Origin of the sequence: Salinibacterium sp. GXW1014 (assembly GCF_044769865.1) — a bacterium.
In the GTDB taxonomy this organism is placed as follows: domain Bacteria; phylum Actinomycetota; class Actinomycetes; order Actinomycetales; family Microbacteriaceae; genus Homoserinimonas.
The window spans coordinates 423,765-443,758 of the sequence record NZ_JBIZWA010000002.1 but is presented as its reverse complement, the minus strand read 5'-3'; the positions used below and the strand labels follow the sequence as shown (position 1 = coordinate 443,758).

The 19,994-nt window shown below is 66.4% G+C and carries 16 protein-coding genes; 6 read left to right on the top strand and 10 right to left on the bottom strand.

The window, feature by feature from the left end; translation table 11 throughout:
* Positions 1-258: 258 nt before the first annotated feature.
* From tkt to pgl, 6 genes are read left to right on the top strand one after another with little or no spacing between them, the layout of a single operon-like run.
* The gene (gene tkt / locus ACIQK7_RS11865) at positions 259-2,355 is read left to right on the top strand and encodes a transketolase (RefSeq protein ID WP_403025031.1); all 2,097 of its coding nucleotides are present in this window, start codon (positions 259-261) and stop codon (positions 2,353-2,355) included.
* A 58-nt stretch (positions 2,356-2,413) separates the two neighbouring features.
* Complete coding sequence (tal, locus tag ACIQK7_RS11860) at positions 2,414-3,523, top strand: transaldolase (protein WP_403025028.1); 1,110 nt, start codon at positions 2,414-2,416, stop codon at positions 3,521-3,523.
* Entirely contained in the window at positions 3,520-5,118 is a 1,599-nt protein-coding gene (locus tag ACIQK7_RS11855) for a glucose-6-phosphate isomerase (protein WP_403025025.1), read from the top strand. Before tal ends, ACIQK7_RS11855 begins: the two co-directional genes overlap by 4 nt.
* The gene (gene zwf, locus ACIQK7_RS11850) at positions 5,118-6,656 is read left to right on the top strand and encodes a glucose-6-phosphate dehydrogenase (protein ID WP_403025023.1); all 1,539 of its coding nucleotides are present in this window, start codon (positions 5,118-5,120) and stop codon (positions 6,654-6,656) included. Before ACIQK7_RS11855 ends, zwf begins: the two co-directional genes overlap by 1 nt.
* Positions 6,653-7,597, top strand: coding sequence for a glucose-6-phosphate dehydrogenase assembly protein OpcA (locus tag ACIQK7_RS11845; RefSeq protein WP_403025020.1), 945 nt, complete (start codon positions 6,653-6,655; stop codon positions 7,595-7,597). The genes zwf and ACIQK7_RS11845 overlap by 4 nt, the downstream gene beginning before the upstream one ends.
* Positions 7,598-7,599: 2 nt before the next feature.
* Positions 7,600-8,364, top strand: a complete 765-nt coding sequence (gene pgl, locus ACIQK7_RS11840; protein ID WP_403025017.1) for a 6-phosphogluconolactonase — start codon at positions 7,600-7,602, stop codon at positions 8,362-8,364.
* A gap of 41 nt (positions 8,365-8,405) precedes the next feature.
* On the opposite strand, the gene ACIQK7_RS11835 is transcribed toward pgl, so the two are convergent.
* The 10 genes from ACIQK7_RS11835 to uvrA form a co-directional block, all read right to left on the bottom strand.
* Complete coding sequence (locus ACIQK7_RS11835; RefSeq protein WP_147905594.1) at positions 8,406-8,768, bottom strand: RNA polymerase-binding protein RbpA; 363 nt, start codon at positions 8,766-8,768, stop codon at positions 8,406-8,408.
* 9 nt (positions 8,769-8,777) lie between these two features.
* Positions 8,778-9,029 (bottom strand): preprotein translocase subunit SecG, encoded by a 252-nt coding sequence (gene secG, locus ACIQK7_RS11830; protein ID WP_147721226.1) that lies wholly within the window; start codon positions 9,027-9,029, stop codon positions 8,778-8,780.
* 105 nt (positions 9,030-9,134) lie between these two features.
* On the bottom strand, positions 9,135-9,941 hold the full coding sequence (tpiA, locus tag ACIQK7_RS11825) for a triose-phosphate isomerase (protein WP_403025013.1): 807 nt from the start codon (positions 9,939-9,941) through the stop codon (positions 9,135-9,137).
* Positions 9,932-11,146, bottom strand: a complete 1,215-nt coding sequence (locus ACIQK7_RS11820; protein ID WP_403025010.1) for a phosphoglycerate kinase — start codon at positions 11,144-11,146, stop codon at positions 9,932-9,934. Before ACIQK7_RS11820 ends, tpiA begins: the two co-directional genes overlap by 10 nt.
* 63 nt (positions 11,147-11,209) lie before the next feature.
* Positions 11,210-12,217: a type I glyceraldehyde-3-phosphate dehydrogenase gene (gene gap, locus ACIQK7_RS11815; protein ID WP_403025007.1), complete on the bottom strand. Its 1,008-nt coding sequence runs from the start codon at positions 12,215-12,217 to the stop codon at positions 11,210-11,212.
* A gap of 184 nt (positions 12,218-12,401) precedes the next feature.
* Positions 12,402-13,028: a superoxide dismutase gene (locus ACIQK7_RS11810; protein WP_403025004.1), complete on the bottom strand. Its 627-nt coding sequence runs from the start codon at positions 13,026-13,028 to the stop codon at positions 12,402-12,404.
* A gap of 65 nt (positions 13,029-13,093) precedes the next feature.
* Positions 13,094-14,071: a DNA-binding protein WhiA gene (gene whiA, locus ACIQK7_RS11805; protein ID WP_325210581.1), complete on the bottom strand. Its 978-nt coding sequence runs from the start codon at positions 14,069-14,071 to the stop codon at positions 13,094-13,096.
* A gap of 63 nt (positions 14,072-14,134) precedes the next feature.
* Positions 14,135-15,010, bottom strand: coding sequence for an RNase adapter RapZ (gene rapZ / locus ACIQK7_RS11800; RefSeq protein ID WP_403025001.1), 876 nt, complete (start codon positions 15,008-15,010; stop codon positions 14,135-14,137).
* A gap of 42 nt (positions 15,011-15,052) precedes the next feature.
* Positions 15,053-16,954 carry an excinuclease ABC subunit UvrC gene (uvrC, locus tag ACIQK7_RS11795; protein WP_403024999.1) on the bottom strand — a complete coding sequence of 634 codons (1,902 nt, stop codon included), beginning with the start codon at positions 16,952-16,954 and terminating at the stop codon, positions 15,053-15,055.
* Positions 16,955-16,980: 26 nt separating this feature from the next.
* Entirely contained in the window at positions 16,981-19,974 is a 2,994-nt protein-coding gene (gene uvrA / locus ACIQK7_RS11790; protein WP_403024997.1) for an excinuclease ABC subunit UvrA, read from the bottom strand.
* Positions 19,975-19,994: the final 20 nt, after the last annotated feature.

The window sequence follows — 19,994 nt, the reverse complement described above, 5'->3', positions numbered from 1 at the left end:
CTCTGCTGTGTCCAATGAACCAGTCTAGTTCACCGCTGGCGCCCTGCGATCCCTCCGAGAGGCCCGGTTCCCATGTCGCGGCCGCACCTTTCCCTATACTTGGGAGCGCCTCCCCCCACGTTCGAGGCGACTCACCTGAATCGATCGCACCGTGGCGACGTCGCACGCGGGCCGGCCGGAGTCGCCAGGGCGGGTGCATTACGGATGCGCACCGCGTCGGTCGCGCACGCAAACCTGCGTCAGAAGGGTCAGAACAACGTGGCAGCTCTCCAGTGGGACCCCATCGACAACCTTGCCGTGGATACCGCGCGTATCCTTGCGGCTGATGCTGTCGAGAAGGTCGGCAACGGTCACCCGGGCACCGCGATGTCCCTCGCGCCGGCGGCATACCTCCTCTTCCAGAAGGTCATGCGGCGTGACCCGAGCGACACTGAGTGGATCGGGCGCGACCGCTTCATCCTCTCGGCGGGTCACTCCTCGCTCACGCAGTACGTCCAGCTCTACCTCGGTGGCTACGGCCTCGAGCTCGACGACCTGAAGGCGCTGCGCACCTGGGGCTCGAAGACCCCGGGACACCCGGAGTACGGCCACACAGACGGTGTCGAGATCACGACCGGCCCGCTCGGCCAGGGCCTTGCCTCGGCCGTCGGCTTCGCCTACGCATCCCGCTTCGAGCGTGGCCTCTTCGATCCCGAGGCGGCGCCGGGCACGAGCCCCTTCGACCACCACGTCTACGTCATCGCGAGCGACGGCGACCTGCAGGAAGGTGTCACGAGCGAAGCATCCTCCCTCGCCGGACATCAGGAGCTCGGCAACCTCGTCGTCATCTACGACAGCAACCAGATCTCGATCGAGGACGACACCGACATCGCCTTCACCGAGGACGTGCAGGCACGCTACGAGTCCTACGGCTGGCAGGTCGTGGTCGTCGATTGGAAGAAGAACGGCGACTACCACGAGGACATCGAGGAACTGCACGCCGCGATCGAGGCCGCGAAGGCCGAGACGACGAAGCCCTCGCTCATCGTGCTCAGGACGATCATCGGATGGCCCGCCCCCAACAAGAAGGACACGGGCAAGATCCATGGCTCGGCACTCGGCGCCGAGGAGCTCGCCGCCACCAAGCAGGTGCTCGGCTTCGACCCCGAGAAGACCTTCGAGGTCTCCGACGAGGTCATCGCGCACACCCGCCAGGCGGTCGAGCGCGGCCAGGCGCAGCACGCGGAGTGGCAGGAGCAGTTCGACGCCTGGGCGCAGGCGAATCCCGAGCGCAAGCAGCTGCTCGACCGCGTGCTCACGGGAGCACTGCCGGACGGTGTCGACGAGGCTCTCCCCTCCTTCGAGTCCGGCAAGGATGTCTCGACGCGCGCAGCATCGGGCAAGGTCCTCGGTGCCCTGGGCGCCGTCATCCCCGAACTGTGGGGCGGCTCCGCCGACCTCGCCGAGTCGAACCTGACGACCATCGCGGGCGCTGCCTCCTTCGTGCCCGCCCACCGCTCGACCGAGGAATGGAGCGGCAACCCCTACGGGCGCGTGCTGCACTTCGGCATCCGTGAACACGCCATGGCGGCGATCCTGAACGGCATCGTGCTGCACGGCAACACGCGCCCCTACGGCGGCACCTTCCTCATCTTCAGCGACTACATGCGTCCCGCGGTGCGCCTGGCTGCCCTCATGAAGGCGCCGTCGATCTTCGTCTGGACGCACGACTCCGTCGCGCTCGGCGAGGACGGGCCGACTCACCAGCCGATCGAGCAGCTCGCAACGCTGCGCGCGATCCCCGGACTCGACATCGTGCGTCCCGCGGATGCCAATGAGGTCGCGTGGGCCTGGAAGACGATCCTTGAGCGCCGCGAGGGCCCGGCTGGCATCGCGCTGACGCGCCAGAACGTGCCCGTGTTCGAGCGCGGTGAGGGCGATGCCGACGGCGACAGCCTCGCCTCCGCCCGCAACGTCTCGCGCGGCGCGTACGTGCTCGCTGAGGCCCCCGGCGGAACGCCCGACGTGATCTTCATCGCGACCGGCTCCGAGGTGCAGATCGCGGTCGACGCACGCGAGAAGCTGCGCGAAGAGGGCATCAACGCGCGGGTCGTCTCCGCCCCGTGCCTCGAATGGTTCGAGGAGCAGGACGAGGCCTACCGCGAGTCGGTGCTCCCCGCATCGATTCGCGCACGGGTGTCGATCGAGGCCGGCATCGACCTCACGTGGCGCCAGTACGTGGGTGACGCCGGTCGCTCCGTCTCGATCGAGCACTTCGGCGCCTCTGCCGACTACAAGACGCTCTACCGCGAGTTCGGTATGACGACCGAGCACGCCGTCGCGGCCGCACACGAGTCGCTCAAGGCTGCAGGCTGAGCATCACGCGAGTTCAAGCTCTCAACACCCCCACAGAAGTCGAGCGGAAGATGAAGTCATGACCACCAATCCCCTTGCAGAACTCTCCGCAGCCGGCGTCAGCATCTGGCTGGATGATCTTTCCCGGGAGCGCATCTCCTCCGGTGCGCTCCAGACGCTCCTCGACGAACGGCACGTCGTTGGCGTCACGACGAATCCCACGATCTTCGCGACGGCACTCGCAAAGGGCGACGCCTACGACGAACAGGTCGCCGCGTTGGCAGCCTCGGGCGTCGACGTGACGACCGCGGTGTTCGAGATCACGACGGATGACGTGGCTGCTGGCTGCGACATCCTTCGCCCCGTCTACGACGCGACAGACGGCATGGACGGTCGCGTCTCGATCGAGGTCGAGCCCGGCCTCGCCAACGACGCGGCCGGCACGATCGAGCAGGGGCGCCAGCTCTGGGAGAAGGTGAACCGGCCCAACGCGATGATCAAGGTTCCCGCGACCGTCGAGGGGCTCGAAGCGATCACCGCGCTCACGGCATCCGGCATCAGCGTGAACGTCACCCTCATCTTCAGCCTGGAGCGCTACCGCGACGTCATCAACGCCTACCTGACGGGGCTCGAGCAGGCGCGTGCCGAGGGCGTCGACCTGTCGACCATCCGCTCCGTTGCCTCCTTCTTCGTGTCGCGCGTCGACACCGAGATCGACCGTCGACTCGAGGAGAACGGCAGCGAGAAGGCCCTCGCCCTCAAGGGCAAGGCCGGGATCGCAAATGCACGGCTCGCCTACCAGGTGTTCGAGCAGTCCTTCGAGACCGAACGGGCCAAGGGACTCTTGGCGGCTGGCGCGAACATCCAGCGGCCCCTCTGGGCCTCGACCGGCGTGAAGGACCCGGCGCTGCCCGACACCGCATACGTCGTCGAGCTCGTCGCACCCAACGTCGTCAACACGATGCCGGAGAAGACCATGGAGGCGACCTTCGACCACGGCGTGATCCGCGGCGACACCATCACGAACTCCTACCCCGAGGCGAATGAGGTGCTCGACGAGATCGACGCACTCGGCATCTCCTACGAAGAGGTCACCAACGTGCTCGAATCGGAGGGCGTCGACAAGTTCATCGTGTCGTGGAACGAGCTGCTCGACACCGTCGGAGCTGCCCTCGAGGCCGCGCGATGAGTTTCGACATCGCGGTCAGCGGGGCCGCTGCGGCCGCGGTCGAGCGTGTCGTGCCGCAGCTCGTGGCCGACCTCGTGGCCTCCAGGATCACGGCGCAGGATGCAACGCTGTGGGGCCGCGAGGCCGAGGACGAGTCGTCGAAGCGGCTCGGCTGGACCGAGGCGGTCGTGGTCTCCGAGGGTCTTGTCGACGACATCCTCGCACTCCGCGACCACCTGCGCGAGAACGGGGTCGACCACATCGTGCTGTGCGGCATGGGCGGCTCCTCCCTGGCCCCCGAGGTCATCACACGCACGGCGGGTGCTCCCCTGACCGTGCTCGACGCGACCGAGCCGAGCCAGGTCGCTGCGGCACTCGGCGAGCGGCTCGAGGCGACGGCGGTCGTCGTCTCCTCGAAGTCCGGTTCGACCGTCGAGACCGACAGCCAGAAGCGTGCCTATGAGCAGGCCTTCCGTGACGCAGGCATCGACCCCGTCGACCGCATCATCATCGTCACGGATCCCGGCTCCCCCCTCGACGAGTCCGCTCGCGCGGCGGGGTACCGCGTATTCAATGCAGACCCCAACGTGGGCGGCCGTTACTCGGCGCTCACGGCCTTCGGGCTTGTGCCCTCGGGGCTCGCGGGCGTCGACATCGCGGCGCTGCTCGACGAAGCCTCCTCGGTCGCAGGTCGCCTCGCGGTCGACCACGAGGAGAATCCCGCGCTCATCCTCGGCGCCGTCATGGCGGGCACCCGTCCCCTTCGCGACAAGCTGGCGATCGTCGCCGACGGTACCTACATCGTGGGTTTCGCCGACTGGGCTGAGCAGCTCATCGCGGAGTCCACGGGCAAGGAGGGCAAGGGCATCCTGCCGATCGTGCTTGGCACAGACTCCCCCGAGCTCACGAGCCGCCCCGATGACGTGCAGGTCGTTCGCCTCGTCGAGAGTGCCAAGGAGACGCGGGATGTGATCGAGGGCGAGGTCGAAATCAGCGGCACGCTCGGTGCGCAAATCCTCGTTTGGGAGTATGCGACGGCAGTCGCGGGACGGCTGCTCGGTATCAACCCGTTCGACCAGCCGGACGTCGAATCGGCAAAGACCGCCACGCGGGGTCTCCTCGATGCCCAGCCTGAGGCACCGGAACCAGCCTTCGTTGATGCCGGGGTCGAGGTGCGCGGAACCTCCGCCGTCACGGCGGGCGAAACTACGCTCGACGCGGCTGTGACGCGCCTGCTCGAGGCAGTGCCGAGCGACGGCTACGTCGCCGTGCACGCCTACGCCAACCGTGCAGCGCACCCCGAACTCCTTGAGCTTCGCGATCGCATCGCGGCTCGGACGGGACGCCCCACGACCTTCGGCTGGGGACCACGGTTCCTGCACTCGACCGGCCAGTACCACAAGGGGGGGCCGGCCAACGGTGTCTTCCTGCAGATCGTGACCGAGGGCGAGCATGACCTCGAGATCCCCGACCGGCCGTTCACCTTCGGCATGCTGCTCCGTGCCCAGGCTGCGGGCGACGCGAGCGTGCTCGAAGATCACGGGCGCCCCGTGCTGACACTCACCGTGCGCGACATCGAGCGCGGCCTCACCGCCATCCGGGACGCGATTCGCTGATGCCGGTGGAGATCACCCCCGAGTTCAATCCACTGCGACTAGCGAGCGACCGGCGGCTCAGTCGAATCGCCGGACCGAGCGCCCTCATCATCTTCGGTGTCACGGGCGACCTCTCGCGCAAGAAGCTCATGCCAGCCGTCTACGACCTCGCCAACCGCGGACTGCTTCCTCCCGGCTTCGGCCTCGTCGGCTTCGCGCGGCGGGAATGGGAGGACGAGGACTTCGAACGCGAGGTGTACGAAGCAGTCAAGCAGCACGCGCGCACCCCGTTCGACGACGACGTGTGGGCGCAGTTGGCCCAGGGCATCCGCTTCGTGCAGGGAGACTTTGACGACGACGAAGCCTTCGCCGAACTGAAGAGAACCCTCGACGCGCTCGACCGCGAACGGGGCACGATGGGCAACCACGCCTTCTATCTGTCGATTCCTCCGAAATCGTTTCCCATCGTCACCGAGCAGCTTCGTCGCTCCGGCCTTGCCGAGCAGTCTGGTGAGGGATGGCGGAGGGTCGTCATCGAGAAGCCGTTCGGCAGTGACCTCACGACCGCCCGAGAACTCAACAGCGTCGTGGAGTCGGTGTTCCCGCCCGACTCGGTGTTCCGCATCGACCACTACCTCGGCAAGGAGACGGTGCAGAACCTCCTGGCACTGCGCTTCGCCAACCAGCTCTTCGAGCCGCTGTGGAACGGCCATTACGTCGACCACGTGCAGATCACGATGGCCGAGGACATCGGCGTCGGAGGGCGCGCCGGGTACTACGACGGCATCGGCGCGGCACGCGACGTCATCCAGAATCACCTCCTGCAGCTGCTCGCGCTCACGGCGATGGAAGAACCCATCTCCTTCAACGCCGCCGACCTTCGCGTCGAGAAGGAGAAGGTGCTCTCCGCGGTCTCCCTGCCCTCCGACCTCAGCACGGTCACCGCGCGCGGGCAGTACAGCGCCGGCTGGCAGGGCGGCGAGAAGGTCGTCGGCTTCCTCGAGGAGGATGGCATGAACCCGCAGTCGGAGACGGAGACCTACGCAGCAATCCGGCTCGACATCGGCACGAGGCGCTGGGCCGGGGTTCCCTTCTACCTGCGCGCCGGCAAGCGCCTCGGCAGGCGCGTGACCGAGATCGCGGTGGTCTTCAAGCGTGCGCCGCAGACGCTCTTCGCTGAGGACCAGACCACCTCGCTCGGCCAGAACGCCCTCGTCATCCGGGTGCAGCCCGACGAGGGGGTCACGATCCGCTTCGGCTCGAAGGTTCCCGGCACGAGCATGCGGGTGCGCGACGTGACGATGGACTTCGGCTACGGTCACGCCTTCACGGAGGCGAGCCCTGAGGCCTACGAGCGGCTCATCCTCGATGTGCTCCTGGGCGACCCGCCCCTCTTTCCCCGCCACGAGGAGGTCGAACTTTCCTGGAAGATCCTCGATCCCATCGAGGAGTACTGGGCCGAACAGGGACCGCCTGAGCAGTACCGGCCCGGCACCTGGGGTCCTGCCTCAGCGGATGAACTGCTCGCTCGCGACGGCCGACAGTGGAGGCGTCCATGATCGTCGATCTTCCAGACACCACGGGAAGCGCCATCTCGAAGGCCCTCGTCCGCATCCGGGAGGAGGGCGGGGCGGTGGCCCTCGGCAGGGTGCTCACGCTCGTCATCGCCACCGAGATCGGGCGAGAGGAAGAGGCGATCGAGGCAGCCAATGATGCCTCCCGCGAGCATCCAATGCGCGTCATCGTCGTCTCCACTCCCCCGGAGGGTGATGCCGATTCGAGCGCACGCATCGACGCGCAGATCCGGGTGGGCGGCGACGCGGGCGCGAGCGAGGTCATCGTGCTGCGGGCCTACGGCGACATCGCACGAAGCGAAGAGAGCCTTGTGATGGGCCTCCTCCTGCCTGACGCACCCGTCGTCGCATGGTGGCCGGGCCGCACGCCCGAGGTCGTCTCGGAATCTGCCATCGGGCGGATCGCGCAGCGACGGATCACGGATGCCGCGGCGCAGCCCGATCCCGCGGCCTTCCTCCGGTCGCGCAGTGCGAGCTATGCGCCCGGCGACACCGACTTCGCGTGGACGCGCCTCACCCTGTGGAGGGGCCAGCTCGCCGCAGTGCTGGACCAGCCGCCCTATGAGCCCGTAACGGCCGTGCACGTTCGCGGCTCATCCGAGTCCCCCTCCACGCTGCTGTTGGCTGCGTGGCTGCAGCGGCAGCTCGAGGTTCCTGTCACGGTTGAGATCACTCGACCGGGCGACGTGGGGATCCACGGCGTGACGCTCACTCGTGCTTCGGGCGACATCACGCTCGAGCGTATCGAGCCGCCCGTCGCGACCCTGACGCAGCCGGGTCAGCCCGTGCACGACATCTCGCTGCCGCGACGCGGACTTCGCGACTGCCTCGCGGAGGAGCTCCGTCGGTTGAGCCCCGACAAGCTCTTCGGCTCCGTCCTGCAGGAGGGGCTCAGCGCCCTCGCGACGCCGACCAGGAAGGAGTGAGCGTGCCCAACAAGGCTGTAGTCGTCCACGAATCGAAGGACCAGCTCATCCAAGCCGTGGCGGGCCGTTTCGTGTCCGTCGTGCGGGCAGTCCTCGAGGGTCGCCCGACCGTGCACGTCTGCCTCACGGGCGGGAGTGTCGGTATCGCGGTGCTCGGCGCCATCGCCGAACACGCCGAAGTAGGCGCCCTCGAATGGGAGCGAGTGCACGTGTGGTGGGGGGACGAGCGATGGCTCGAATCCGGGGATACAGAACGGAATGACCACCAGGCCGACGTGGCGCTGCTTACGCGCGTAGCGATTCCCGCCAGCAACGTACACCGCTTCCCGGCGGCGGATGCTGGGGTCGCGCTCGACGATGCCGCCCTCCTGTACCGGGGCGAGCTCGCACGCCACGCAAGTAATGGGGGCGCCGCACCGGCCTTCGACGTGACGTTCCTCGGCGTAGGTCCTGACGGCCACGTCGCTTCGCTGTTTCCGCATTTCGAGCAGGTCAATGCGCAGGACTCGGTCGTCGCGGTGCGAAATTCACCAAAGCCGCCACCCGAGCGACTCAGCCTGACCCTGCCCGTCATCAACTCCTCAGAGCGGATCTGGCTCGCACTGGCAGGCGCAGACAAGGCTTCACCAATCGGGCTGGCGCTTGCGGGAGCGAGTCGCGACCTGGTGCCGGTCGCGGGAGTCAAGGGCGTGCTCGAGACGGTGTTCTTCGTCGATGAGGACGCAGCAGCGGATGTGCCGCGTGAGTTGATCGTCGACTCGTACTGAGGAGGTTCGCGTTGCCGAGGCAACGCGAACCTCGTTCAGTGCTAGGAGTTGACGGTGCCCCGACGAGCACGGAGCTGCTGGAGTGCTTCCTCGAGGAGGGCCACGGCCTCTTCCTCAGTGCGGCGCTCCTTGACGTACGCGAGGTGCGTCTTGTACGGCTCGAGCTTCGCGACCTGCGGCGGGTTCTCCTTGTCACGACCAGCGGGCGCGCCGCAGTTCGGGCAGTCAAGCTGCTCGGGAATCTCCTCAGGCTCGATCGTCGCGAGGAAGTAGGGGCTCAGCTGGTGCCCGCTGCCACACCAGTAGTGCACCTGGATGCGCTCCGCGTGAAAACCCCGGTCCTGCTCCCCCATGGGGCCGGCTCCTACCCGGGAGCCCCTGATTGCACTGCCACCTGACGCCACGATTACTCCTTAGACTGCCGAGTCGAACTTGGTGATGAGGCCGAGGACCACGATGGACGTGAGCCAGACCAGACCAAGGATGACGGTGAAGCGGTTGAGATTTCGCTCAGCGACACCCGACGCTCCAAGGTTCGAAGTGACCCCGCCGCCGAACATGTCGGAAAGCCCACCGCCACGCCCCCTGTGCAGGAGGATGAGGAGCGTCAGGAGGACACTGGTGATTCCCAGCACCACCTGGAACAGTACCTGGAGGATTTGCACGTGAAGCCTTTCGGTGGATGCGCGCCGGCACGGTGAAGCGCTTTCGGGAGCGCGTAAGCCGTTGACCAGTATAACCCGCGACCCGATCAGTGTGGGTGTAGGACGTCAGGTGCCGACGTGAGCCTTGTAGCGGCAGATGCTCGCGAACTCTTCGACCTGGATGCTTGCGCCACCGACGAGAGCTCCGTCGACGTTCGGCTGCCGCATGAATGAGGCGATGTTCGCGGCCTTGACGGATCCACCGTAGAGCACCCTCGTCTTTGCTCCCGCCTCGTCGCCGAGGCGGGACCGCACGACATCGCGCAACGCGGCCGCAACCTGCTCAGCCTGTTCTGGTGTTGCAGCCTGTCCCGAGCCGATGGCCCAGACCGGCTCATAGGCGACGACGATGTCTGCGCCCTCGGCGACATTCTCGAGCGCGGCGGTGAGCTGTGCGACGGGAACCGCGCTTGGACCGTGTTCGGCAAGGTCATCGGCAGTTTCGCCGACGCAGATCACCGGAACGAGTCCGTGCTTGATCGCAGCCAGCGCCTTGGCGCCGACCTGCTCGTCAGTCTCGAGGTGCAGCGTACGGCGCTCCGAGTGGCCCACGATCACGTAGTTGCAGTCGAGTGCCGACAGGAACGCTCCTGAGACCTCGCCTGTATACGCGCCGGAGTCATGAGCCGAGACATCCTGTGCACCGAACTTGAGCAACAGCTTGTCGGCCGAAATAAGCGTCTGCACCGAGCGCAGATCTGTGAACGGCGGGAAGACGGCGACTTCGACGTCATCGAAGTCGAAGCGAGCGTCCTTGAGGCTCCATGCAAGTTTCTGCACGAAGGCGATCGCCTGGAGGTGGTCGAGATTCATCTTCCAGTTGCCGGCGATGAGCGGAGTACGACCGCCGCTCTTGCCCTGTGTCACTGCCATCCGAGTACCTCCAAGCCGGGCAGGGACTTGCCCTCGAGGAACTCGAGACTCGCACCCCCGCCAGTAGAAATGTGACCAAACTGTGCGTCGTCGAACCCGAGCGCACGAACCGCTGCTGCGGAGTCGCCACCCCCGACCACTGAGAGCCCATCGACCTCAGTGAGTGCCTGGGCAACCGTCTTCGTGCCTGCTGCGAAGGCGTCGATCTCGAAGACACCCATGGGGCCGTTCCAGAAGACCGTCTTCGACGAGGCGATGACCTCGGCGAAGCGGCGTGCAGTCTCCGGCCCGATGTCGAGGCCGATGCCCTTCTCGCCCCACTCGGTGCTCTCGAGCTGGTCGGCGGGCCTTACCTCGTGGCGCGCGTCCGCTCCGAAGTGCGACGCGACGACAGCGTCGCTGGGCACGACGATCTGCACCCCGCGTCGTTCCGCCTCCGCAATGTAGCCGCGCACGTTATCAAGCTGATCCTCCTCGAGGAGGCTCGAGCCCACGCTGTGCCCCTGTGCGGCGAGGAAGGTGAACATCATGCCGCCTCCCACGAGAAGAGTGTCGACCTTGGGGAGCAGGTGCCCGATGACGCCGAGTTTGTCGGAGACCTTCGAGCCCCCAAGCACGACCGTGTACGGGCGCGTCGGACGCTCGGTCAGCCGGTCGAGCACGTTGAGCTCCGCCTCGATCAGGAGCCCCGCCGCACTCGGTAGTGCCTTCGCGAGTTCATACACACTGGCCTGGCGTCGGTGCACGACGCCGAAGCCGTCGGAGACGAAGGCGTCACCGAAGGCGGCGAGACGCGCAGCGAATGCCGCACGCTCGCCGTCATCCTTCGATGTCTCCTCCGGCGAGAACCGCAGGTTCTCGAGCAGTACGATCCCCCCGGATTCGAGCCCCGCCACGGCGGCCTTGGCTGACTCCCCCACGGTGTCGTCCGCGAAGACGACGTCCTTGCCGAGCAGTTCACCGAGGCGCGCGGCCACGGGTGCGAGGCTGAAGGCCGGGTCGGGAGCGCCCTTGGGGCGACCGAGGTGGGAGACCACGACCACTTTCGCCCCCGCGTCGAGCAGGCGCTGCAGGGTGGAGAGCGAGGCACGGATGCGCCCATCGTCAGTGATTCGGCCTTCATCGAGCGGCACGTTCAGGTCGCACCGCACGATGACGGTCTTGCCTGCGAGCTCACCAAGGCTGTCGAGCGTTCGGAGGGTCATTTGGCGGATCTTCTCAATTCGTTCTAGAGGTGACGGAGCCGGAGACTGTGCTGACGCTGCGGGTCAGTTGAGGCGAGCCGCGACATACTCCGTCAGGTCGACGAGACGGTTCGAGTAGCCCCACTCGTTGTCGTACCAGGCGGACAGCTTCACCTGGTCGCCCATGACGCGCAGCAGGTCGGAGTCGAAGATCGACGAGTGCGGATCGGTGACGATGTCGCTCGAGACGATCAGGTCCTCCGTGTACTTGAGGATGCCCTTGAGCGGACCCTCTGCCGCCTCGCGGTAGACCGCCTTGATGTCATCGATGGATGCCGTGCGGCTCGCCGTGACCGTGAGATCGGTGATCGATCCGGTCGGCACGGGAACGCGCAGAGCGAAGCCGTCGAGCTTGCCCTTGAGCTCGGGCAGCACGAGGCCGATCGCCTTGGCGGCCCCCGTCGAGGTCGGGACGATGTTGACAGCGGCGGCGCGGGCACGACGCAGGTCCTTGTGCGGACCGTCCTGCAGATTCTGGTCAGCCGTGTAGGCGTGCACCGTCGTCATAAGGCCGCGCTCGATGCCGAAATTGTCGTTGAAGACCTTCGCGAGCGGCGCAAGGCAGTTGGTCGTGCACGAGGCGTTGGAGATGATGTGGTGGTTTGCCGGGTCGTAGGACTCGTGGTTGACACCCATGACGAAGGTAGCGTCCTCGCCGGAGGCCGGCGCGGAGATGAGCACCTTCTTGGCGCCTGCGTCCAGGTGCTTGCGGGCCGCCTCCGCCTTCGTGAAGAAGCCGGTGGACTCGATCACGATGTCGACACCGAGGTCGCCCCACGGGAGGTTTGCCGGGTCGCGCTCCTCCATCACGGCGATGGACTTGCCGCCGACGATGATCTTGTCGCCCTCGAGCGACACCTCTGCGTCGAGACGACCCGTGATCGAGTCGTACTTGAGGAGGTGAGCGAGGGTCGCGTTGTCCGTCAGGTCGTTGACCGCGACGATCTCAAGGTCGCTGCCCTGTGCGAGGGCGGCGCGGAAGTAGTTGCGGCCGATGCGGCCGAAGCCGTTGATGCCGATTTTGACGCTCATGGAGACTCCTGTCTGACTATGCCCCGATGACCAGGTCGTGGTCTTCGTGGCGGGAAGGTAGGGAACAGTGGTGCGGTGTCACAGTGTTGCCAGTTGTGCTGAGCACGGCCTTCGTGGCGCCGAGCGAGTCAAGCAATATGAGAGTAGGAGCGGCCGGGCCAGAAGGCCCGGCCGCGACAAGGTGCTAGGAGAGAACGATGAGGCCCGAGGTCGACGTGCGAGCCGTCTCGAAACGCTGCTGGACGTTCTGCCAGTTGACGATGTTCCAGAACGCCTTCACGTAGTCGGCACGGACGTTCTTGTAGTCGATGTAGTACGCGTGCTCCCAGACATCGAGCATGAGGACCGGCACGGTGCCGAGTGCTGCGTTGCTCTGCTGGTCGAAGAGCTGCTCGATGACGAGGCGCTGGCCGATCGAGTCCCAAGCGAGGACGGCCCAACCGGAGCCCTGCACGCCGAGCGCGGTCGCCGTGAAGTGCGCCTGGAACTTCTCGAAGGAGCCGAAGTTGTCGTCGATCGCGGCCGCAAGCTCGCCAGTGGGCTTGTCGCCGCCATCCGGGGACATGTTGGTCCAGAACACCGAGTGGTTGACGTGCCCGCCAAGGTTGAACGCCAGGTCCTTCTCAAGCTTGTTGACGTTGGCGAGGTCGCCCTTGTCGCGGGCCTCGGCCAGCTGCGCAAGCGCGGTGTTGGCACCCGTCACGTACGCCTGGTGGTGCTTGCTGTGGTGAAGCTCCATGATGGTGGCGCTGATGCTCGGCTCAAGCGCTGCGTAGTCGTACGGAAGTTCGGGAAGGGTGTATTCAGCCATTTACTTCTCCTTGGGGTGTTACCGCTGCGCACAGAATTCGTGCGCACAGGGGGATGTTCGCCAGTCTACGCGTCCTCGTACTCCGGCGGCAGGTTGGCGTCGGTGCCGGGAACGCCGAGCTCCTCGGCCTTCTTGTCGGCCATCGCGAGGAGCCGTCTGATCCGGCCGGCAACGGCATCCTTCGTCATGGGAGGCTCAGCCTGGTGGCCGAGCTCGTCGAGACTGGCTTCGCGGAAGCGCAGGCGGAGTTCGCCTGCGTAGCGCAGGTGCTCGGGGATGTCCTCGCCGAGGATCTCGAGGGCACGCTCGACCCGGGCGCACGCCGCGACGGCGGCCTGGGCCGAGCGGCGAAGGTTGGCGTCATCGAAGTTGACGAGTCGGTTCGCGGTTGCGCGCACCTCGCGGCGTTGGCGCAGCGCTTCCCATGCCGTCACCGTCTCGACGGCGCCCATCGTGATGAGCATCGCGCTGATCGCCTCGCCGTCCCGGATGACGACGCGGTGCACGCCGCGGACCTCGCGCGCCTTCGAAGCAATGCCGAGCCGAGATGCGGCACCAACCAGCGCCATGGCCGCCTCGTTGCCGGGGCAAACAACCTCGAGGGCCGCCGAGCGGCCCGGGTCGGTGAGGGTGCCCTGCGCGAGGAATGCCCCGCGCCAAATGGCGGCGAGATCCTCGCGGGAACCGGTCGTGAGCCGATTGGGCAGGCCGCGGATCGGGCGACGCCGCGCGTCGAGGAGGCCTGTCTGGCGAGCGAGCGTCTCGCCGTCGAGCACGCGCACGAGGTAGCTGCTCGCCTTGCGCATGCCGTTCGCTGGGATGACGGCCACGTCCCCGCGAACCCCGTAGAGCTCCGCGAGGTCCTTGCGGACGCGGCGGGCGAGCGCGGGACTATCGACCTCCGACTCGACCGCGATGCGCCCCGAGATCGTGTGGAGTCCACCCGAGAACCGGAGGATCGTCGACAGCTCCGCGGCGCGAACGCTGGTCTTGCTCACCTCGACTCCGGTGAGCTCCTCCTTGACATCGGCGGTGAGAGCCACGGGCGAATCCTTTCGTGCAGTCTGTGAAGAGAAATGAGATGCGTGAGGCGGGGCGATGCCCGTCTACTCACGACCGAGGTCGCGGTGCTTGACACTGGTGGCCACGTTCGGCAGCGAGGAGAGCCTGCGTGCCAGTTCCTCCGCCGCAGCGACCGAGCGGTGCTTTCCACCCGTGCAGCCGACCGCGATGGTGGCGTGCCGCTTGTTCTCGCGCTGGTAGCCCGCGAGCACGGGCTCGAGCGCCCGAACATAGGCGTCAAGGAACTCCTGTGCCCCTTCCTGCGCGAGCACGAAGGACCTGACCGAATCGTCTAATCCATTCTGGGATCGCAGTTCAGGAATCCAGAACGGGTTGGGCAGGAAGCGCATGTCCACGATGAGGTCGGCGTCGGTCGGCACGCCGTACTTGAAGCCGAAGCTCATGACGGTCGTCTTCACGCCGGGAGTGCCTCCCGGCGCGAAGGTCTCGGTGACCACCGTGGCCAACTGGTGGATGTTGAGATCCGAGGTGTCGATGACGAAGTCGCTCTTCTCGCGGATCTCGAGCATGCGGGACCGCTCCTCCGAGATTCCGTCGAGCAGCGTGCCATTGCCCTGCAGTGGGTGCGGGCGTCGCACCTGCTCGAAGCGGCGGACCAGCGCGGCATCCGTCGCGTCGAGGAACATGACACGCACGGTCGAGCTGGAGCTGAGCATATCGATAGTCTCAGCGAGGTCGGAGAACAGGCGCCCGCCGCGAACGTCGACGATTGCAGCGATGCGGGGCAGGTTGCTCCCCGCTCTTCCAGCAAGTTCGACCAGGGGGCGAAGCATCTGGGGCGGAAGGTTGTCGACGACGTACCACCCGAGATCCTCCAGCGCGTTCCCCGCCGTGGAGCGGCCTGCGCCGGACATGCCGGTGACGATCAGGACTTCCTGTCGTTCGGATCCCTCCGCCATTCCGGTCGCCCTCATCCCCTCGCCGTCTCGTGCGCTCCAAGCCTACCCACCCTGCGCACCTCCCGGGGACTCACGCAGGCGCGAATGGATCGCCGTCGCCACGACCAGCCCCACGCCTTTGACCTGCGAGATGTCGTCGACGGATGCCTCGCGCAGGCGCGCGACGGAGCCGAAGTGCCGCAGGAGCTCCTTGACGCGCGACGGACCGACGCCAGGGATCTCGCTGAGGACGGTCGTGATGTCACGCTTGCGTCGCTGGCGTTGGAAGGAGATCGCAAAACGGTGTGCTTCATCACGGATCCGCTGGATGAGGAAGAGGGCATCGCTGTTGCGCGGCAGGATGACTGGGAAGTCCGTGTCGGGCAGCCACACCTCCTCGAGCCGCTTCGCGATGCCGCAGAGCGCGATGTCGGTCACGCCGAGCTCTCGAAGCACGGCGGCTGCCGCCGCAACCTGAGGCTGGCCACCATCCACGATCAGGAGGTTGGGGCGGTATGCAAATCGTTTCGTCGCTCGAGCACCGTCAGTCGCCGGTTCGTCGTCCTCCTCATCGAGGTGCGAGAGGCGGCGACGCAGCACATCGGCGATCGCCTCGGTGTCGTCAGCTGCCTCTTTGATGCTGAACCGGCGGTACTGGTCCTTGCGAGGCAGGCCATCCTCGAAGACGACCATGGAGGCCACGATGTTGGTGCCCGAGAGGTGCGAGACGTCGAAGCACTCCATGCGGAGTGGCGCCTCCCCCATCCCGAGCGCCTCCTGAATGTCAGCAAGCGCCTGCGATCGAGACGTGAAGTCTGCGCTTCGGCGGGTCTTGTAGAGGATCAACGAGTTCTTGGCGTTGGTGTCGACCGTCTGGGCGAGGGCGGCCAGCTCACCGCGCCTCGCGACCGACAGCGCGATGCGTGCGCTGCGGCCACTGAGTTCCCACTTGCGTGTGGCGAGCCAGTGCTCAAGCTCCGTCGCGTCAGCGGGAAGCGCGGGCACGATGACCCTGCGGGGTGGCTCCGTGTCGTCGCCATACGCCTTCTGGATGACCGACTCGACCAGGTCGGGCAGTTCTACGTCGAGTTCCTTGTCGACAACCCAGCTACGCACGCCCCGGATGCGACCACCGCGCACTGAGAACTGCTGCACTGCCGCCGCGAGTTCGTCGTGGGCGATTCCGAAGATGTCGGCGTCGATCGAATCGGAGAGCACGATCGTGTTCTTGGAGAGCACCGTTTCGAGTGCGCTGCGCTGGTCGCGGTAGCGAGCGGCGGCCTCGTAGTCCTGCCGTTCGGCCGCCTCGGTCATCCGTTTGGTGAGCTCCGCCACATAGCGCTTGTCCTGCCCCGCCATGAACGACGCGAAGTCGAGCGCGATCGACTTGTGCTCCCCCTTCGACACGCGTCCGACGCAGGGCGCGGAACACTTGCCGATGTCGCCGAGGAGGCACGGCCGACCCGACTGCTCGGCGCGCCGATAGATCGTGTCCGTGCAGCTGCGCATCGGGAAGGCCTTGAGCATGAGGTCGACCGTCTCGCGGAGCGCGCCGACCTTCGTGTACGGGCCGAAGTACCTGGCACCCCGGATTCCCTTGTTGCGGGTCACGAGCACGCGGGGCACGTCGTCTTGGAGCGTGATCGCAAGGTAGGGGTAGGACTTGTCGTCCCGGAACTGCACGTTGAAGGGCGGGTCGAACTCCTTGATCCACGTGAACTCGAGTTGGAGTGCCTCGAACTCGCTCGCGACGACGGTCCACTCGACGGATGTCGCCGTCGTCACCATGCGCCGCGTCCGTTCGTGCAGGCTCGCGAGCGGTGCGAAATAGTTGCTCAGACGCGCACGAAGGTTCTTCGCCTTGCCCACGTAGAGCACCCGCTGCTGGGCATCCCTGAACCGGTACACGCCCGGTTGTGTGGGAATCTCCCCCGCCTTGGGCCTGTACGAGACCGTGTCACTCATGCATTCGACTCACGCGGCCCGCAGTCTCACCGAGCCGACCGTGCGGTTCGCGCCTTGGCGCCTGCTGCCGCTGTCTTCGTGGTGGAACCCGTCGCGCGGGCCGGCTTCTTGCGCGGCGTCTTGGCGCGGCCCGCGGCCACTGCCGCTTCGACGGATGCCGCAGGGAGGAGTTCCCGAAGGAAGCGGCCCGTGTGGCTCACCTCAGCACCGGCGACCTGTTCTGGCGTGCCGGTCGCGATGACCTGGCCGCCTCCCGCGCCGCCCTCTGGGCCCATGTCGATGATCCAGTCCGCCGACTTGATGACATCAAGGTTGTGCTCGATCACAACCACCGTGTTGCCCTTCTCGACGAGGCCGTCGAGCACGAGGAGGAGCTTGCGCACGTCTTCGAAGTGGAGTCCCGTCGTGGGCTCATCCAGCACATAGATGCTGCGGCCGCTTGAGCGCCGCTGCAACTCGGTGGCCAGCTTGACGCGCTGGGCCTCACCGCCCGAGAGCGTGGTCGCGCTCTGCCCGAGGCGCACGTATCCGAGCCCGACATCGACAAGGGTCATGAGGTAGCGGTGGATCGCACCGATCGCCTGGAAGAACTCCGCCGCCTCGCTGATCGGCATCTCGAGCACCTCGGCGATGTTCTTGCCCTTGTAGTGCACCGAGAGGGTCTCGCGGTTATAGCGAGCACCATTGCAGACCTCGCAGGTGACATACACGTCTGGCAGGAAGTTCATCTCGATCTTGATGGTGCCGTCGCCGGAACAGTTCTCGCATCGGCCACCCTTGACGTTGAAGCTGAAACGACCCGGCAGGTAACCGCGTGCCTTCGCCTCTGCCGTCTCCGCGAAGAGAGTGCGGATGCGGTCGAAGACGCCCGTGTAGGTCGCGGGGTTCGAGCGCGGCGTGCGCCCGATGGGCGCCTGGTCGACGTGGACCACCTTGTCGAGGCTCTCAAGCCCGCGAACGCGCGTGTGCTTGCCTGGGATCTGCCGAGCGCCATTGAGCTCGTTGGCCAGGACCTTGTAGAGGATGTCGTTGATCAACGTCGACTTCCCGGAGCCGCTGACACCCGTGATGGCAGTCAGGGTGCCGAGCGGAATCTCGGCCGTCACGTCCTTGAGGTTGTTCGCCCGTGCTCCCTCGATCCTCAGCAGGCGCTCGGGGTCGATAGGGCGTCGGGACTGCGGAACCGCGATGCTCCTGCGGCCGGAGAGGTAGTCCCCCGTCACCGACATGTCGTTCACCAGGAGGTCGTCGTACGAGCCGGAGTGCACGACCTTGCCGCCATGCTCGCCCGCTCCTGGGCCGATGTCGACCACCCAGTCGGCCGTGCGGATCGTGTCTTCGTCGTGCTCGACGACGATGAGCGTGTTGCCGAGGTTCTTGAGCTTGACGAGCGTCTCGATGAGACGACGGTTGTCGCGCTGGTGGAGGCCGATACTCGGCTCATCGAGCACGTACAGCACACCGGTCAACCCCGAGCCGATCTGGGTCGCCAGGCGGATGCGCTGCGCCTCGCCTCCCGAGAGCGAGCCGGCCGAACGTGCGAGGTTCAGGTAATTGAGCCCCACCTCGAGCAGGAACTCGAGACGCGCCCGGATCTCCCGCAGCACGGCGGCTGCGATGTGGGCCTCGCGCTCGGTCAGCGTGAGGTCGTGCATGAAGCCGTAGGCATCGGTGAGGCTGAGCTCCGCGACGTCGGCGATGCTCTGCCCCTGTACTGTGACGGCCAAGACCTCTGGCTTGAGACGCTTTCCGTTGCACACGGCGCACGGGATCTCGCGCAGGTAGCTGGCAAAGCGCTGCCGCGCCGAATCCGTCTCGGCCTCAAGGAACTTGCGCTCGATGTAGGGAATGACGCCCTCGAAGCCGGTCGTGTACTTCATCTCGCGACCGAAGCGGTTGCGCCACTTGACGCTCACCTGGAAGTCGTTCCCGCGGAGCACGGCCTCCTGTACTGAGGGGTCTAGCTCCTCCCATGGTGTCTTCAGCGAGAAATCGAGGTCGCGGGCGAGACCCTCCAACAGACGCTGGAAGTAGTTGTAGAGTCCCTTGCCGCTCTGGGTCCACGGCAGGATGACGCCGTCAGCGAGGCTCAGGGCGGGGTCGCCGAGCAGCAACTCGGAGTCCACTGCCATGCGTGTGCCCAAGCCCGAGCACTCGGGGCACGCGCCGAATGGCGCGTTGAACGAGAAGGTGCGAGGCTCGATCTCGGTCAGCTGGACCGGGTGGTTGTTGGGGCAGGAGAGCTTCTCGGAGAAGCTGCGCCACGCGGCATCCCCCTCTTCGTCGACGAAGTTCACGGCGACGAGCCCGTCGGTGAGGCGGAGCGCCGTCTCGAGGGAGTCGGTGAGCCGATTGAGGATGTCGTCTGCCGCGACCAACCTGTCGACCACGACCGAGATGTCGTGCTTGACCTGCTTCTTCAGCGTGGGAGGAGCACTGAGCTGGATGACCTCGCCGTCGACGATTGCCCTCGAGTAGCCGGATGCGGCCAGCTCGCGGAAGAGGTCGACGAACTCCCCCTTCTTCTGCGAGATGACGGGCGCCACGACCTGATAGCGCGTGCCTGACTCGAGCGCTATCAGTTGGTCAGCGATCTGCTGCACGGTCTGCTTCTGGATCGGCTCGCCGCACTGGGGGCAGTGCGGGATGCCGATGCGCGCCCAGAGAAGGCGCATGTAGTCATAGATCTCGGTGATCGTGCCGACGGTCGACCGCGGGTTGCGGTTGGTCGACTTCTGGTCGATCGACACGGCGGGGCTGAGGCCCTCGATGAAGTCGACATCCGGGCGGTCGACCTGGCCGAGAAACTGGCGCGCGTATGCCGAGAGCGACTCCACGTAGCGCCTCTGGCCCTCCGCGAAGATCGTGTCGAACGCGAGGGACGATTTGCCCGACCCCGAGAGGCCCGTGAACACCACGAGGGCGTCGCGAGGAATCTCCAGGTCGACGTTGTGCAGGTTGTGAACGCGCGCTCCGCGCACGCTCAGTCGCGACGACGATTCGACGGGTGTGATGGACACGTTTGTCAGCCTATGTTCTC

Excerpts from the sequence above, each read along its gene's own strand:
- zwf (WP_403025023.1), top strand. The coding sequence starts at position 5,118 with ATGCCGGTGGAGATCACCCCCGAGTTCAATCCACTGCGACTAGCGAGC.
- tpiA (WP_403025013.1), bottom strand. The coding sequence starts at position 9,941 with ATGGCAGTGACACAGGGCAAGAGCGGCGGTCGTACTCCGCTCATCGCC.
- ACIQK7_RS11810 (WP_403025004.1), bottom strand. The coding sequence starts at position 13,028 with ATGGCTGAATACACCCTTCCCGAACTTCCGTACGACTACGCAGCGCTT.
- uvrC (WP_403024999.1), bottom strand. The coding sequence starts at position 16,954 with ATGAGTGACACGGTCTCGTACAGGCCCAAGGCGGGGGAGATTCCCACA.
- ACIQK7_RS11855 (WP_403025025.1), top strand. The coding sequence starts at position 3,520 with ATGAGTTTCGACATCGCGGTCAGCGGGGCCGCTGCGGCCGCGGTCGAG.
- ACIQK7_RS11820 (WP_403025010.1), bottom strand. The coding sequence starts at position 11,146 with ATGACCCTCCGAACGCTCGACAGCCTTGGTGAGCTCGCAGGCAAGACC.
- tal (WP_403025028.1), top strand. The coding sequence starts at position 2,414 with ATGACCACCAATCCCCTTGCAGAACTCTCCGCAGCCGGCGTCAGCATC.
- gap (WP_403025007.1), bottom strand. The coding sequence starts at position 12,217 with ATGAGCGTCAAAATCGGCATCAACGGCTTCGGCCGCATCGGCCGCAAC.
- ACIQK7_RS11845 (WP_403025020.1), top strand. The coding sequence starts at position 6,653 with ATGATCGTCGATCTTCCAGACACCACGGGAAGCGCCATCTCGAAGGCC.
- rapZ (WP_403025001.1), bottom strand. The coding sequence starts at position 15,010 with ATGGCGGAGGGATCCGAACGACAGGAAGTCCTGATCGTCACCGGCATG.